This window comes from Haliea sp. E17, from assembly GCF_048323675.1.
Taxonomy (GTDB): Bacteria; Pseudomonadota; Gammaproteobacteria; order Pseudomonadales; family Halieaceae; genus Mangrovimicrobium.
In genome coordinates this window covers 546472-561160 of record NZ_JBLWFK010000004.1, presented here as the reverse complement: position 1 = coordinate 561160, position 14689 = coordinate 546472, and the positions used below count along the sequence as shown (strand labels likewise).

Sequence of the window (14689 nt, the reverse complement as noted above, 5' to 3'; positions counted from 1 at the left end):
ACTCTCCGCGCTTCGCAGTTCAGCACAGTGGCACCAAAAGCAATTCAGCAGAAGCGCGGTGTATTGAAGCTGATCTGATGGTCACTGTGTAATTTGAAGTCTGGAACAGTCCCGCTAAAAGTAAATCTCGTGCCGCAGGTAGAGTGTGAGTCAGAACATTCCCCGCTGGAACCGTGAGGCGACAGGACGTCGCCGACCGAGTCTGCACAGGGATGTGCGCTTTTTGACGTGTTCAAGCGGGGAATGTTCTGACTCGCGCTCGGAGTAGGTTCCCCCTGACTGACGGTACAGCCGGCCACCAAAAAAGCTCAAAGTGTGCTCGCCTGCCCCGAAAGCTTAATGCTCAACTTCAGCCTTGCTGGTAGAGCTGTCCGCTACCGACTCCGGCATCTCCAAAGCACCGACCTCGGTGGCGTAAATCTCGGTCAGCAGGCTGCGCCACTGGGCGTACTGGTCTTCCACCGAACCGCTGAGGGTGATGCTGCGGTCTTCCAGTTCGATCACCTGGGGGGTGATTTCAGCTTCCAGCGAAGTGCCCAGTTCTTCCAGCGCCTCGACGTGGATTTGCGCTTCGTTGCGTTTGTCGAGGCCGCTCTTGATCATGTAGCCGCCGCCGATCACGGCGATATTGCCCATCGCCCGGGTGGTGCTGCTGTCACCGCCGGCCACTCCGGCGATACCGGCGGCCACGGCCACGGCACCGAGGATCAGGTTGCGCTGGCTTTCGGCCTTCAGCTCCTGCATGGCGATGGCTTCCTGGAAGCTCTGTTTGCGCCACTCCTGGTAGGGTGGGTACATCTGGTCGCCGAACTGGTTGTAGTACTCCTGCATGGTGTCGACGTAGGCGTGGTCGCGATCGCGGATCTGCTCGATGCGTTCGAGCATCGGGTCGCCCGCGGCCGGCAGGCGCAGCAGCTGGTATTCGCCGTCCTTGTCCTCGGCCAGGTAGCCGCCGAAGGCGTCGGGGGCGAAGTGGCTGGCAAAGCGCAATTCGGTAGTCATCCGCACCTTGTCGCGGTCCGCGAGGGGCAGTTTTTCCTGGGCCCGCAGCAGGTCATTGGCGATGGTGTTGTAGATGGCCTGGAAGGGGTCGTTGGTGTTTACGGTGCCCGCCTTGTAGGCATAGGCGCTGGCGTGGCCGGAGTAGCTTTTTTCCAGCCAGGTGTGGCCGCGGGAGTCGCGCGCGGTGATCGCCAGCTCCAGGTACTCGCCGTCGGAGTGCACGATTTTGCCGTGTACCGAGAGGTCGGACACCCGCTCCGGGTCGGGTACCACGCGCACTGCGCCCCAGGCGCCGCTCTGCTGCATGGCCTGGGCAAGCTGGTTGGGCATGAAGCGGGATTCGGCCCTGCGCACCTCGGGATAGATGGTTTCCTCCTCGTCCCCGGCATCATCGATACCGGGGTCGAAAATGGCGATCCCCACATCCAGCAGCTGGTTTTCCGCGACGGCGACCGAGGGGGTGTCCACCGATGGCACCGAGGTGGTCTTGATCGTATTGCTGACACAGCCGGCCAGCATTGCCAGCAGGAAGACCGTGGCGATTTTGCCGGTGCAGTTTATTCTTGTTGTGTCACGGAGCATTAGTCGATGCCCTTGTACTTGCGGTATTCGTCCCAGAGTTTTTCCCGGACCTGCGGATCGGCCTCGCGCATCGCGGCTTCGCGCAACTGGCGGGCGACCACGTCGTCGTCCTCGCCGGAGGGGATGTCCGCCGGCGGCGGGTACTTGGCAGTGCTGGGTGGCGGTTCACTCGACGCGGTGGCCGTGCCGATACCGCCGCCGTAACTGCCGCCATAGACCCCGCCGGCGCTGGCAACCTCGCCGCCGTAGGCGCCGTTGCTGGCCGCGGTGCCACGGGCGGCGCTGGCGGCGCGGCTGTCGCTGCTCTGCCGGGCGCCCTGTCGCTGCTGGGCCTGCTGCTCGAGGATCATGCTGTCGAAATCACCGGTGCCTTTTTCCAGCTGGGCGTCGAGAATGGCGACCTGCTCCGCGGGAGTGAGTACCCGCCCGCCGCCGTTGCCTGTGCCGTACGCGCCATAGCTGCCCTGGCCGGGTGTGCCGCTGCCGTCCGCTGTGCCGGCGGTACTGCCCTGGCCGCCTGTGCCGTCGCTGCCGTCTCCGCCGCCAGTGCCTTCATTGCCGCCGCTGTTTTCCCCGTTCCCGCCGCTGGCTGCAGTGCTGCCCTGTCCGCTGGGCGCATCACTGCCCTCGCCCTCGCCCCCGGAACCGGGGTAGGAATCCTCGAAGCTCGGGGTGTCTTCCATGCTCGGCAGGCCCAGTCCGCCGCCGGTCTCGAAACCGGGCTCAGCGCCGCTTGCACCGGCCTGTCCAGCGGCAGAGCCGCTGGCGTCCGCCATGCCGCCGTCGCCTGCCGTGCCGGTTTCGCCGGTCGGGCTGCCAGCGGTGGCGTCGCTGCCCGCGCTGCCGCCGGCGGTGGAGGGCATCGACGCGCCGGGCATGTTACCGGTCGAGACGTCTGTGGAAGCGCCCGTGCTGCCCGCAGAACTCGCTGAGGACGGGCTGGAATTGCCGCCGGACGACCCGGAACTCGACGCGGACCCGGCGGGTGAAGAATTCGATGTGCTGGATGTACTGCCACTGCTGCCGGATGAACTGGAGCTGGAAGAGCTGGAGCTGGATGAACTGGAGCTGGATGAACTGGAGCTCGAGGACGACGAGGGCATGCTCGGTGACTGTGGTGCCGGCGGATTACTGGCGCTGGGACAGCCGGCGAGGGCGAGGCAGGCGCACACCAGCCCCAGCGCCGTTGCCGGGCGCAGGCGTGCCAGCACTGCGCTGGTCGATTTGCCGGTTTCACTCGATGTCATAAGCTCTGGTTACCATCTCGGTTGCTACCGGCCCGGCGCTTTCCAGGCGCGGCCGGAAACGGGTACTGCGCAGGGTGCGCATGATGCGGTTTACCGCGCTCTGGTTGACCTCGTTGTTGTCGACCCGTTCCATGTCGGTTACCCGGCCGCTGTCGCTGACGGAGAATTGCAGCACCAGCCGGCCCTCTTCCACTGCTACCGGTGTCGGCAGGTAACGCACCACGTCGTCGTCGGGCAGTTCCACGGGCTCACCGAACAATCGCTCTATCTCTGCTTCGGCATCATCGCGCGGCGCAAGTTCCGCTACCGCGAGGCGATAGTGTTCCTCGGCGCCGTTGCGCTGGCCGTGGTAGAGCAACCAGTCACCCTGCAGGGCCCTGGCCTCGGCTGCCTCGGCGCTGTTTTGGCCGTGATTGTTGACCTGGATGTCATAGATGGAATCCACGACCGCCTCGCCCTTGCCGAAGCTCTGGGAGCGAAACGCGTTGAACCGGTTCATCTGCGACTGGGCCGTATAGCTGTCGTTGCTGGTGACGCCGTACTCGGTCTGGTTGAAGTTGTAATCGGCGATCAGGTACTGGGCTCGCAACATGCCCTTCAGTGGCGCGATCAGGGCGGCGGATGCCTGCCCTTCAAGGGTGGCGATATCGTTGAGGGCGAGGCTGTTGAGATCCCAGATGCTGACCAGGCGGGAAAAGTCGTTCTGCCCCAGCCCCATGCGGTAGGCCCGGTACTGCCAGTCGGCCTGGTGCATGAACGCCTCGGCGCGCTCCGGCCCGGCCTCGAAATTGCGCATCTGCACCCGGTACAGGTAGACCTGGCGCTCGTCGGCCTCGGTGTATTCGCCGACCGCCACCAGGCTGGCGATTTCCTTTTCCAGCAGTGGAATCTGGCCCGAGCTATAGAGGCCTTCGTTGATTCGCGAGAGGTGGACGCCGCGCTTGAAGACCTCGATGGCCTCCTTGTGCATGCCCCGCTGTTGCAGGTTGACGCCGAGGCTGCCCAGGTATTCCGACAGCTGTTCGGCATAGGCCCCGTGCTCGGACTCCAGGGCGCGGATGGCCTTGCGGAAATCGAGGGCCTGGCCGGGGATGACAAATTCCGGGGAGGTGCCGGCCGATCGGCCATCATCCACCTCGAACGACATCCCGCGGGTCGGCGAAACCAGGTTCAAACGGGTGCTGTCGGGCAATACATCGCCGGCCTGGTGCACTTCGGCACCGGGCTCGTAGACGGCAACGGCGTCGCTGCGGGCGGCCCCACTCGTCATCAGGAATGGCGTTGCGATGGCCAGTGTAAGCGTACGCGGTAATTTTATAATCATGGGTTGCCTCTTTGGGGGGGCTCTCAGGGCGCCCCTCTATCAAAGCGAAGAAACAACGTGTGTCAGTATAGGCGCTGTATGGCTATCCGTCAGTAGGCGGCAACGTGACCCTCCGGGCGGCGGCTGTCGGTGGCGCCGAACAGCCAGCCATCGCGCAGCATGATCGACTGGGTGCGGCCCAGGGTGCGTTCCGTGTACTCCGCGGGCTGGCCGCGCGCCAGCAGCAGGGTCAGGGTGTCGGGGCTGACGCCCTGTTCCAGCAGCAGGGTGTCGGGCTGCCACTGGTGATGCACCCGCGGGCTCATGGCCGCGGTGGCGATATTCATGTCGAAGACCATGGCGTTGAGAATGGTCTGCAGCACCGTGGTAATGATCTGGCTGCCGCCGGGGCTGCCGGTGGCGATCCACGGTTTGCCGTCGCGCAGGACCAGGGTGGGTGACATGGAGGAGAGCGGCCGCTTGTTGCCCTCGATTCGGTTGCGCTCGCCCTGTACCAGGCCAAAGGCATTGGCGGTGCCCGGGGCGGCGGCGAAGTCCGCCATTTCATTGTTGAGCAGAAAGCCGGTGCCCGGTACGACCCGGTGGTTGCCGAAACTGAAATTCAGCGTGTAGGTGTTGGTGACCACGTTGCCCGCCGCATCGGCGACGCTGAAGTGGGTGGTGTCCCGGCTTTCGCTGACGGGTTCGAGGCCGGGTTTGATCTCGCTGGCGGGGGTGGCCTTGTCCGGGTCGATGGACTTGCGCAGCTGTACTGCGTAGTCCTTGTCGGTCAGTCGTTTGGGTACCTCGACAAAATCCGGGTCGCCGAGGTATTCACTGCGGTCGGCGTAGGCGCGCTTCATCGCCTCGGCGAGGTGGTGGATATAGTTGGCGCTGTTGTGGCCCATCGCGGCGAGGTCGTAGCCTTCGAGGATGTTGAGCATCTCGATGATATGGATGCCGCCGGAGGAGGGCGGCGGAGCCGATACCACCTCGAAGCCGTGGAAGCTGCCGCGTACCGGTTCCCGTTCCAGGCTGCGGTAGTTGGCGAGATCCTTCGCGGTCATGATCCCGTCGTCCTTTTCCATGGCGTCGACGATCTTTGCCGCCACCGGGCCCTTGTAGAAACCGTCGTGGCCGCGCTCGGCAATCTGGCGCAGGGTCCAGGCGAGGTCCGGCTGGCGGAAGGTGTCGCCCATGGCGTAGGGCGAACCGTCATCGTGGAAGAAGACCGCGCTGGCCGCAGCGTCCATGGCCAGCATCACGGCGCGCTCGTTGAGGTCCCGCGCCTGGGCGAAGCTCATCGGGTAGCCCTTCTCCGCCAGGGCGATAGCCGGCGCCAGAACCTCCTTGCGCGACAGCGAGCCGTACTTGTCCAGTGCCGCCAGCAGCCCGGCTACAGTGCCGGGAACCCCGGCGGCCTGCAGGCTGAAATATTCCTTTTGTTTGTCCACCGCGCCGGTGTCATCGAGGAACATGTCCCGGGTAGCGGCCGCCGGTGCCGCCTCGCGGTAATCGATAAAGACCTGCCGGTCCCCGTCCGCGAGGTGGATCAGCATGAAACCGCCGCCGCCCAGGTTACCTGCGCGCGGGTAGGTCACCGCGAGGGCGAAACCGGTGGCGACGGCGGCGTCCACCGCATTGCCGCCGCGTCGCAGCATGTCGAGGCCGACTTCCGAGGCGAGCCGCTCCGGACCGACGACCATGCCGTTGCGGGCGACTTCGGGCAGGAAGCGCTCGCCGTAGTCGATGATCGGCAGTGCGCCGGGCGCGGGCTCGGCGGTTGTGGTGAATGGCAGGACAAGTCCCAGGGCGAGTAGCGAAGAGAGGAAAATCTTGGGTAGTTTCACGATAATTACAGCAGCTTGAGTGGCGATCGGTAACAAAAGACTTTAACGGTTTTTATAGTTGGCGCCTACCGTTTCGGTCAGGGATTGACCAGCTAATGCGGCGGCGCGCGCTGATTCGCTGCGTTGAGTGCGCAAAGCCCGCTTCACGGCGCTGATTTTCGCTGCAGTGCCGGGGGATACACAGCACCAGGGAGATGCAATGAAACAGTTGATAGAAGAGATAGACCGCCGCCTGGAGGCTATCTTCAGCGCGCTGGCAAACGGCGGCGACCTGCCGCCCGGTTTGCGCCTGCGCACCGAGGGACTGCTGGAAGCCGCCACACTACTCGGTGCCAGCCCGCAGCAACTGCAGCAGCGGATGAACGACTGCTACCGCCGGGCCTTCGGTGTCTCTCTTTCCGCAAGCCTGGGAGAAGGCTGGGAGACATTCCATGTTTTCCCGGAAATTCCTGCCTTTGCCCGCCGTGCCCCGGTGGTTCCCACGAGCGCGGATTGACTATAATGGCTGCCACCTACACAAGGAGTTTCCACATGTCCTCACGATTGCTGCAGTTCCTGAGCATTGTATGCGTAATGCTTTTTGTTTCCGCCTGCGCCAGCGGACCCCAGGCCGTGATGGACTTCGATCACGACTACGATTTCTCCAGGGTGAAAACCATCGCCATCCAGCCCTTCGACCGCACCAAAGTCACCAGCATCGCGATCAGCGACATGCAGGTCGACCGGATCAATGCTGCGATCACCGCGGAGTTGGAGAGCAAGGGCTACCAGGTCATCGCCGACACCCCGGCTGCCGACCTCCTGTTGACCTGGCACCTGGTGACCCAGGACCGCACCGACGTGCGCACCTACGACGGCATGAGCTACTACAATTGCTGGCGTTGCGGCCCCGCGGTGTCCGACGTCAGCGTGCGCCAGTACACCGAGGGTACCCTGATCGTGGACATGATCGATCCCGAGCGCACCCGCTCGGTGTGGCGCTCGGTCATCCAGTCCGAACTGAAACCCCAGCCGGATGCCGACAAGGCCGCGGCGCGGCGCAAGAAGGCCGCGGAGCTGGTGTTTGCCGGGTTCCCGCCAGAAGCCGCGAGCAACTGACGGGCGCCAGCGGTGGATTACGAACAGCTCAGGCGCGAGTACACCGCGGGCGGGTTGAGCCGGGAAAGCCTGGACGACTGCCCGCTCACCCAGTTTGAACACTGGCTGGCGCAGGCGGTAAAGGCGGATATCGGCGACCCCACGGCGATGGTGCTGGCGACGGTGGACGAGCACGGTGCCCCCTGGCAGCGCATCGTGCTATTGAAGGGGTTGTCCCGCGGCGGCTTTGTCTTCTATACCAACCACGGCAGCAACAAGGCCCGGGATATCGCGGCCCGGCCCCAGGTGTCATTGCACTTTCCCTGGAACGTGCTCGATCGCCAGGTGATCATTGCCGGGCGCGCCGAAAAAATGAGTCTCGCCGAGTCCGCCGCCTATTTTGCCACCCGGCCCCGCGAGAGCCAGGTCGCCGCCTGGGCCTCGCGCCAGAGCCGGCCCATCTCCACCCGTGCCCTGCTCGAGGAGCAGGCCCGGGCCATACGCGAGAAGTTCGGCCGCGGGGAAATTCCCCTGCCGGATTTCTGGGGCGGCTACCGGGTGCTGCCCCAGCGCATCGAATTCTGGCAGGGGCGCCAACACCGCCTGCACGACCGTTTCCTCTACACCCGCAACGCGGGTGGCTGGGCTATCGAGCAGTTGCAACCCTGACCGGCCCACTCCCGCCCCCGGCCCGGAGTCATACCCGCCGCGACAGCATGTAGCGGGATTCTTCCTCGATCCCCAGCAAGGTACGGCGGATCATGTCGAGGCCGGCCGCGGCAATCATGGTCTGGAACAGGCTGCGCTCCACCGGCCACAGCAGGCGCCGGGCCTGCAGGTTGTCCTCGCAGCCCCAGGCCAGCCAGACCGTGCCAACCGGCTTTTCCGCGCTGCCGCCACCGGGACCGGCAATCCCCGAAACCGCGATCGCGTAGTCGGCGCCGGATTTCTCCAGCGCCCCCCGGGCCATGGCCAGCACCACTTCCCCGCTCACCGCGCCGTGGGTGTCCAGGTCGATCTGGGGCACATCGAGGATGTCGCGCTTGATATCGTTGGCGTAGGTGACGAAGCCCGCATGGAAGACATCCGAGGAGCCGGCAATCCGGGTGAGCATGGAAGCGATCAGGCCTCCGGTACAGGATTCCGCGGTGGTGAGCGTCGCGCCGCGCTGGCGCAGCAGGTCGATAACCGTGCCGGCCAGGCTGGCGTCGCCCTCGCCGATGATGTGGTCGCCGAACAACTCGCGCAACTGCGCCAGGCAGCGCTCGCGCAGGGGCAGGTCCCGGGTCCTGTCGACCCCCAGCTTGATCTCCAGTTGCGGCGCGCCGGCGCGAAAGCCCAGGTGCACCTCCGGGGGCCAGTCGCCGATGTTGTCGGCAATCAGTTGCTGGGCGCTGGATTCACCGAGCCCGAAGGTTTGCAGGCGCAGGATGTCGCGCTCCAGGACGCGGCCCATCTGCGCCGCGAGTCCTGCGAGGATGCTGTCGAGCATGGCCCGCAACTCGCCCGGGACGCCCGGCGTGCAGATGATTCGGCACCGGCCCACCGTGAGCTCGAAGCCCACCGCGCTGCCGATGGGATTGTCGATGATCCGGCAGCCCTGCGGCAGGATGGCCTGCTTGCGATTGGCCGCGTTGAGGGTGAGTTTGCGGCCGCCGCACCAGTGCTCCAGGTGCGCAAGGGCCTGCGCATTTTCTTCCAGCGGCACGCCGGCGACCCGGGCGAGGACTTCCGCGGTGAGGTCGTCGACGGTCGGGCCGAGGCCGCCGTTGACGATCACCACATCGGCACTGGCGGCCATGCCGGCCAGTTCCTCGCGCAGCAGTTCGGGGTCGTCGCCAACGGTGACCTTGCGGCGTACGTCGATGGCCAGTTCGTCGAGACGGCGGGCGATCATGGCGGAATTGGAGTCGATGGTGTCGCCACTCATCAACTCGTTGCCGGTCAGCAGTAGCTGTACGCGCGGGCTGGTCTCGCTCATGGCCTGGTCTCTGGTTTCTGTGCTGGTTTGCGGAGCTGCCAAGGATAGCGGGATTGCCCGGGTGTCGGAACTGTTGCCTGCTGCCGGGCACCGGGTTTGTCGGTCCGTAGCGGTCTTGCCGCCGCTGGCGCGGGTGGGCCCGGGGAGGTGCCAGCCGGTTGGTGGCGCCGGGGGGGCGGGAGTCACGCGCCAGGCCCAAACCGCGAGGCTGCTTTAAAAACCTCCATGTGCGTCGAGCCAGGCCAGCTCCCCGGCGCTGGATTCACGCCCGAGTAGCGCGTTGCGGTGGGGGAAGCGCCCGAAGCGCGCGATCACCTCCCGGTGGGCTGCGGCGTAGCGGCTGAAGCTCGCCACCTGGTCCGAACCGGTGGTCGCCGCCAGCTGCGCGAACAGTGCGACACAGGTATCCTGGTCGTCGAGGTCCTCACTGTGTTCCAGTGGCATATAAAGGAACACCTGGTGAATGGCCGGCAGGCGCTGGTAGTGGCCGTGCTCCACCCATTCCCGGCTCAGTGCGCGGGCGCGGGCGTCACCGGCAAAGGCGCGGGGGCTGCCGCGGTGGATGTTGCGCGGGAACTGGTCGAGCAGCAGGAGCAGGGCGACGAGCCCGGCATCGCTGTCCTCCCAGTGCTGCAGCCCACCTCCCAGGGCGCACTCACACAGGCTGCCGAAGCGCTGGCGGCAGAGCGCATCGGTTTCCGTCAGCCCGCCAAACCACAGGCGCTGGCGGTCGGGCGGGCTGAGGCCCTGGCTGTCCAGTTCGCCAAACCAGAAGTCGTGGATGTTGCCGATGTCCTGTTCGATGTCGGTCTCCCCGCCGCGCGCCGGTGTCCCGGTCCTGTCCCCAGCATAGTGGAATTGGGGCGGGGTGCTTACATTGCCACACGCCATTGAAGTAAACTCGGAACCAATGTCCGCTTTGAAGGTTGATGGTTGAGACGAAGATGAAACGCGTGGTTTTCAATCAGAAAGGGGGGGTCGGCAAGACCAGCATTACCTGTAACCTGGCCGCGATCGGCGCTTCCATGGGTTACCGTACCCTGGTGGTTGACCTCGACGTGCAGGGCAACACCACCCACTACCTGGTCGGCGAGATCGACGCCGAGGCCTACCCCGCGGAGGCCCAGGGCGTGGCCGGCCTGTTCAAGCAGACCGTGGGTTCCCGGCGCATGCAGAAGAACCCGGATACCTTTGTCTGGGAGACCGACTACGAGAACCTGTTCCTGATGCCCTCCAGCCCCACGCTGTCGTCGATGGAGAAGGAGCTGGAGTCCCGCTACAAGATCTACAAGCTGCGCGATGCCCTGTCCAAACTCGAGGACGAGTATGACCGGATTTACATCGACACGCCCCCGAATTTCAATTTCTACTCCAAGTCGGCCCTGATTGCCGCGGACACCGTGCTGGTGCCCTTCGACTGCGACAGTTTCGCCCGCCAGAGCCTCTACGCGCTGATGGATAACATCGCCGAGCTGCAGGAGGATCACAACCCGGAGCTGGAAGTGGAGGGCGTGGTCATCAACCAGTTCAATGCCCAGGCCCGCCTGCCCGGCGAGCTGGTGGCCGAACTGGAGGAGGAGGGCTATCCGGTGCTGCAGACCTATCTCGGCGCCTCGGTGAAAATGCGCGAATCCCACCGCGAGCACCGGCCGCTGATCGATCTCGCCCCGAGCCACAAACTGACCCGTCAGTACCTCGAGTTGCACGCCGAGCTGGAGCGCTCCGCATCGCGGGCTGCGGCCTGAGGCGGCGGAATAACCATATAATTTTCCGTTATTTGTAATGGGGGATTTGATTCTTTAAAGTTCGGCTCCGATTGCCCCCAAGAGATGTAATGCAGTGCTGGACCTGGACCTCGACAGCGTGAATGAATCCCTGCGTGATGCCGACGCGGCGGAGGTCGTGCGCTGGGCGCTGAACTTGCAGGTTCCGACCATTGCCACCACCAGCATGGGGCGCAATGCGGCGGTCATGCTGCACCTGGTCAGCCAGATCGACCGCAACCTGCCGACCATCTGGGTCGATACCGGCTATAACCTGCGCGATACCTATATTGTCGCCGAGCGCCTGATCAAGGACCTCGGGCTCAACATGCACGTCTATACCCCGGAGATGACCAGCGAGCGGCGCAACGCCATCATGGGCGGCATCCCTACCGTCGACGAGGAAGACCTGCACCAGGAGTTCACCCGCCAGGTCAAGCTGGAACCCTTTGACCGCGCGCTGGCGGAATTCAAGCCGCAAATCTGGCTGACCGGCATTCGCCGGGAGGAAACCGAGCACCGCAAGTCGCTGGATATCGTCTCCGTCGACGGCCGCGGCATCGTCAAGGTCGCGCCCATCTTCAGCTGGAGCGACCAGCAGGTGGAAGACTATATGGCGCGCTTCGAGCTGCCCACCTGCAAGCATTATTTCGACCCGACCAAGGTCCACGACGGCCGCGAATGCGGCCTGCACACCGCCGCCTGACAGCCGCGCACAATTTCTGTGCGTTTTTCGATTTTTTTGCCGCCACCGGTGCCCGTGCTGGTGTAAACTGCGCCCGGTACTCCACGCTGCAGGCAGCAGCGGGAGCTTCTCTGAAGACATCCCTGGCACAGCCCGCAGGGGAGGGACGATGAAACCGACTACACGCTATGGCGCTATCGCCACACTGCTTTTCTCGCTGCTTTGCCCGCCGGTCATGGCGGACTCCATCGAGTACATCAATACCAACACCTCCAAGGTGCTTGACCAGTTCAAGCAGCAGGCCGAGGGCGCCGACGCAATGCTCGACGATGCGGCGGGCGTACTGGTGTTCCCGGACATCTTCCGCCTCGGTTTCGGCCTCGGCGGGCAATACGGCGAGGGCGTACTGCTGGTGAAAGGCAAGCCGGTCGCCTACTACACCAATGCCGGCCACAACTACGGCCTGGATACCGCCCAGCACCACAGCAAGTCCGAGGTCATCGTGTTCCGCGACATCGACGCCCTCAACACCTTCCGCAACAAAAGCAGCTGGAAGGTGGGCGAGAACGGCAACGTGACCCTGCCGAAAATCGATGCCGCGAAGGGCGTCGAACTGGCTGGGGAGTCCGGCTCCGTACTCGGCTTCGTGATCTCCGACAAGGGCGTGGTGCCGGACGTGACCCTCGACGGCAACCGCTACACCCGCAACATGAAGAAGAGCGTTGCCGTAGCGCCCTGAGTGTCCAATCCGGTATGCTCCGGGGTTTTTGAGATACCCCCAACCCGGAGACAGCAACCATGCCGGACATCCTCTCCATTGCCGCCGCCCTGCGGGGCGGCGCAGCCATCGGCCAGAGCGTAACCGTACGCGGCTGGCTGCGCAGCAAGCGCGATTCCAAGGCAGGTATTTCCTTCCTCGCCATCCACGACGGCTCCGCCTTCGATGCCATCCAGGCCGTGGCGCCGGATACCCTGTCCAATTACCAGGACGAGGTGCTCAAGCTCTCCACCGGCTGTGCGGTAATAGTCACCGGCGAACTGGTCGAATCCCAGGGCCAGGGCCAGAGCGTGGAGATCCAGGCCAGCGCGGTCGAGGTCGTGGGCTGGGTGGAAGACGCCGAGAGCTACCCCATCGCCAAGAAGCGCCACACCTTCGAGTACCTGCGTACCCAGGCCCACCTGCGGCCGCGCACCAATACCTTTGGCGCCATCACCCGGGTCCGCACCACCCTGGCCAACGCCATCCACAACTACTTCTACGAGCGGGGCTTCCACTGGATCAACACCCCGATCATCACCGGCAGCGACTGTGAAGGCGCCGGCGAACTGTTCCGGGTGAGCACCCTCGACGCCGTCAACCTGCCGCGCGGCGCCGACGGCAAGCCCGACTACAGCCAGGACTTCTTCGGCGGCGACGCCTTCCTCACCGTCTCCGGCCAGCTGGAAGTGGAGTCCTACTGCCTGGCCATGAGCAATGTCTACACTTTCGGTCCCACCTTCCGGGCAGAAAACTCCAACACCAGCCGCCACCTGGCCGAATTCTGGATGGTCGAACCGGAGATCGCCTTCGCCGACCTGCAGGACGACGCCGACCTCGCCGAGGGCCTGCTGCAGCACCTGTTCACCCGGGTGCTGGAAGAGCGCGAGGACGACATGGCCTTCTTCCAGCAGCGTATCGACAACACCGTCATCGAGCGCCTGCGCGCCGTCATTGACAACCGCTTCGAGCGCATGGAATACACCGAGGCAATCAGGATCCTGGAAAACTGCGGCGAGTCCTTCGAATTCCCGGTCAGCTGGGGCGTCGATCTCGCCTCCGAGCACGAGCGCTTCCTGAGCGAGAAACACGTCGGCCGCCCGGTGATCCTGATGAACTACCCCAAGGACATCAAGGCCTTCTACATGCGCCTCAACGACGACGGCAAAACCGTCGCCGCGATGGACGTCCTGGCCCCCGGCATCGGCGAGATCATCGGCGGCAGCCAGCGCGAGGAGCGCCTCGATGTTCTCGATTCACGCATGGAAGAACACCTGCGCGAGGAGCTCTGGTGGTACCGCGACCTGCGCCGCTACGGCACCGTCCCCCACGCCGGCTTCGGTCTGGGCTTCGAGCGCCTGTTGAACTATGTGACCGGCATGGAAAACGTGCGCGACGCGATACCGTTCCCCAGAACCCCCGGCAATGCCCATTTCTAGAAGTGCAAACGCCAGTTAAGTCGCTGGCAACCCATCAGGGACATCGGCTCCAGCACGCCTCGCCGGGGCGTCCGAGGACAGGGACGTCCGAGGCCGAGCCTGCACATGGACGTGCGCTTTTTGGCGGTCCCGGCGAGGCGTGCTGGAGTCGGTGGCCCGGGCTGCAGAGTGCCTGCCCGCCAAGTGGTCAACATGGCAGGATCGCATCTGGTATTGGAGCCGACTGGCTGGTGTGACAGCGGGGTTAGGAGAGGTTTTGATTCCGGGCATGAAGTCGCCCTGATTGCTCACCCCGGCCAATTCTCCCGCAAGGAAATCACGGGCCAACCCGCCTGCTCCGCATGCGCGCGCAGCCGCTCGTCCGGATCCACCGCCACCGGGTTGTCGACCACCTCCAGCAGCGGCAGGTCATTGTGGGAGTCACTGTAGAACCAGGCCCCGTCGAGACTGGCCCCGTGCAGCGCGACCCAGTCATTCAGCCGGGTCACCTTGCCCGCACCGAAACTGGGAACCCCCGCCGGTTCCCCCGTATAGAGGCCGTCGACGATCTCCCCCTCACAGGCCAGCAGCTCGGCCACGCCCAGTGCGGTGGCAATCGGGCGGGTGATAAAGGCATTGGTCGCCGTGATGATCAGCAGCTGGTCGCCCAGCCGGCGGTGCTTGTCCAGCAGTTCCAGCCCCTCCGGGAGAATCAGCGGCGCGATCTTGCGGCGCATGAACTCCCGGTGCCAGGCCTCCAGGACCGCGGGCGGCTGGCCCCGCAGGGGGCCGAGGGCGAAGCGCAGGTAGGCGAGGATATCGAGGTTGCCCGACTTGTAGTCCGAGTAGAAGCGCTCGTTTTCGGCGGCGAAGTGCGCGCCGTCCACCAGGCCCTCCTCGCAGAGGAATTCGCCCCACAGGTAGTCGCTGTCGCCGCCGAGGAGGGTATTGTCGAGATCAAATATTGCGAGGGACATGGAGTTTTGGGGCCGTTGAACTGTCACAAACCGGGTGCGGGAGGATA

The 14689-nt window shown here is 64.7% G+C and carries 14 protein-coding genes; 7 read left to right on the top strand and 7 right to left on the bottom strand.

Annotated features, from left to right (window positions below; genetic code table 11):
- Positions 1 to 336: 336 nt before the first annotated feature.
- The 4 genes from ACNKU3_RS13130 to ggt form a co-directional block, all read right to left on the bottom strand.
- Positions 337 to 1584, bottom strand: a complete 1248-nt coding sequence (locus ACNKU3_RS13130) for a hypothetical protein (protein WP_418259928.1) — start codon at positions 1582 to 1584, stop codon at positions 337 to 339.
- Entirely contained in the window at positions 1584 to 2831 is a 1248-nt protein-coding gene (locus ACNKU3_RS13125) for a hypothetical protein (RefSeq protein ID WP_418259927.1), read from the bottom strand. Before ACNKU3_RS13125 ends, ACNKU3_RS13130 begins: the two co-directional genes overlap by 1 nt.
- Positions 2818 to 4155 carry an energy transducer TonB gene (locus tag ACNKU3_RS13120; RefSeq protein ID WP_418259926.1) on the bottom strand — a complete coding sequence of 446 codons (1338 nt, stop codon included), beginning with the start codon at positions 4153 to 4155 and terminating at the stop codon, positions 2818 to 2820. The genes ACNKU3_RS13125 and ACNKU3_RS13120 overlap by 14 nt, the downstream gene beginning before the upstream one ends.
- A gap of 89 nt (positions 4156 to 4244) precedes the next feature.
- A complete protein-coding gene (gene ggt, locus ACNKU3_RS13115) occupies positions 4245 to 5984 on the bottom strand; it encodes a gamma-glutamyltransferase (RefSeq protein WP_418259925.1) in 1740 nt (579 codons plus the stop codon).
- Between the two features lie 199 nt (positions 5985 to 6183).
- Here ggt and ACNKU3_RS13110 point away from each other — a divergent pair, with 199 nt between their 5' ends.
- From ACNKU3_RS13110 to pdxH, 3 genes are read left to right on the top strand one after another with little or no spacing between them, the layout of a single operon-like run.
- Positions 6184 to 6480, top strand: a complete 297-nt coding sequence (locus ACNKU3_RS13110; protein ID WP_418259924.1) for a hypothetical protein — start codon at positions 6184 to 6186, stop codon at positions 6478 to 6480.
- A 35-nt stretch (positions 6481 to 6515) separates the two neighbouring features.
- Complete coding sequence (locus ACNKU3_RS13105) at positions 6516 to 7082, top strand: DUF4136 domain-containing protein (protein ID WP_418259923.1); 567 nt, start codon at positions 6516 to 6518, stop codon at positions 7080 to 7082.
- A 12-nt stretch (positions 7083 to 7094) separates the two neighbouring features.
- Positions 7095 to 7730, top strand: coding sequence for a pyridoxamine 5'-phosphate oxidase (pdxH, locus tag ACNKU3_RS13100; RefSeq protein ID WP_418259922.1), 636 nt, complete (start codon positions 7095 to 7097; stop codon positions 7728 to 7730).
- A gap of 28 nt (positions 7731 to 7758) precedes the next feature.
- On the opposite strand, the gene ACNKU3_RS13095 is transcribed toward pdxH, so the two are convergent.
- Both ACNKU3_RS13095 and ACNKU3_RS13090 read right to left on the bottom strand, forming a co-directional pair.
- Positions 7759 to 9042, bottom strand: a complete 1284-nt coding sequence (locus ACNKU3_RS13095; RefSeq protein ID WP_418259921.1) for a CinA family nicotinamide mononucleotide deamidase-related protein — start codon at positions 9040 to 9042, stop codon at positions 7759 to 7761.
- Positions 9043 to 9255: 213 nt separating this feature from the next.
- Entirely contained in the window at positions 9256 to 9933 is a 678-nt protein-coding gene (locus ACNKU3_RS13090; RefSeq protein ID WP_418259920.1) for a DUF924 family protein, read from the bottom strand.
- A 53-nt stretch (positions 9934 to 9986) separates the two neighbouring features.
- On the opposite strand from ACNKU3_RS13090, the gene ACNKU3_RS13085 reads away from it, so the two are divergent.
- The 4 genes from ACNKU3_RS13085 to asnS all read left to right on the top strand — a co-directional run bounded on the left by ACNKU3_RS13085 (position 9987) and on the right by asnS (position 13686).
- On the top strand, positions 9987 to 10787 hold the full coding sequence (locus tag ACNKU3_RS13085; RefSeq protein WP_418259919.1) for a ParA family protein: 801 nt from the start codon (positions 9987 to 9989) through the stop codon (positions 10785 to 10787).
- Positions 10788 to 10881: 94 nt separating this feature from the next.
- Complete coding sequence (locus ACNKU3_RS13080) at positions 10882 to 11511, top strand: phosphoadenosine phosphosulfate reductase family protein (RefSeq protein WP_418259918.1); 630 nt, start codon at positions 10882 to 10884, stop codon at positions 11509 to 11511.
- A 148-nt stretch (positions 11512 to 11659) separates the two neighbouring features.
- The gene (locus ACNKU3_RS13075; RefSeq protein WP_418259917.1) at positions 11660 to 12229 is read left to right on the top strand and encodes a hypothetical protein; all 570 of its coding nucleotides are present in this window, start codon (positions 11660 to 11662) and stop codon (positions 12227 to 12229) included.
- 59 nt (positions 12230 to 12288) lie between these two features.
- Positions 12289 to 13686 carry an asparagine--tRNA ligase gene (gene asnS, locus ACNKU3_RS13070; RefSeq protein WP_418259916.1) on the top strand — a complete coding sequence of 466 codons (1398 nt, stop codon included), beginning with the start codon at positions 12289 to 12291 and terminating at the stop codon, positions 13684 to 13686.
- A gap of 287 nt (positions 13687 to 13973) precedes the next feature.
- On the opposite strand, the gene ACNKU3_RS13065 is transcribed toward asnS, so the two are convergent.
- The gene (locus ACNKU3_RS13065) at positions 13974 to 14642 is read right to left on the bottom strand and encodes an HAD family hydrolase (RefSeq protein WP_418259915.1); all 669 of its coding nucleotides are present in this window, start codon (positions 14640 to 14642) and stop codon (positions 13974 to 13976) included.
- Positions 14643 to 14689: the final 47 nt, after the last annotated feature.

Excerpts from the sequence above, each read along its gene's own strand:
- ACNKU3_RS13130 (WP_418259928.1), bottom strand. The coding sequence starts at position 1,584 with ATGCTCCGTGACACAACAAGAATAAACTGCACCGGCAAAATCGCCACG.
- ACNKU3_RS13125 (WP_418259927.1), bottom strand. The coding sequence starts at position 2,831 with ATGACATCGAGTGAAACCGGCAAATCGACCAGCGCAGTGCTGGCACGC.
- ACNKU3_RS13120 (WP_418259926.1), bottom strand. The coding sequence starts at position 4,155 with ATGATTATAAAATTACCGCGTACGCTTACACTGGCCATCGCAACGCCA.
- ACNKU3_RS13110 (WP_418259924.1), top strand. The coding sequence starts at position 6,184 with ATGAAACAGTTGATAGAAGAGATAGACCGCCGCCTGGAGGCTATCTTC.
- ACNKU3_RS13105 (WP_418259923.1), top strand. The coding sequence starts at position 6,516 with ATGTCCTCACGATTGCTGCAGTTCCTGAGCATTGTATGCGTAATGCTT.
- ACNKU3_RS13095 (WP_418259921.1), bottom strand. The coding sequence starts at position 9,042 with ATGAGCGAGACCAGCCCGCGCGTACAGCTACTGCTGACCGGCAACGAG.
- ACNKU3_RS13090 (WP_418259920.1), bottom strand. The coding sequence starts at position 9,933 with ATGGCGTGTGGCAATGTAAGCACCCCGCCCCAATTCCACTATGCTGGG.
- ACNKU3_RS13085 (WP_418259919.1), top strand. The coding sequence starts at position 9,987 with ATGAAACGCGTGGTTTTCAATCAGAAAGGGGGGGTCGGCAAGACCAGC.
- ACNKU3_RS13075 (WP_418259917.1), top strand. The coding sequence starts at position 11,660 with ATGAAACCGACTACACGCTATGGCGCTATCGCCACACTGCTTTTCTCG.
- asnS (WP_418259916.1), top strand. The coding sequence starts at position 12,289 with ATGCCGGACATCCTCTCCATTGCCGCCGCCCTGCGGGGCGGCGCAGCC.
- ACNKU3_RS13065 (WP_418259915.1), bottom strand. The coding sequence starts at position 14,642 with ATGTCCCTCGCAATATTTGATCTCGACAATACCCTCCTCGGCGGCGAC.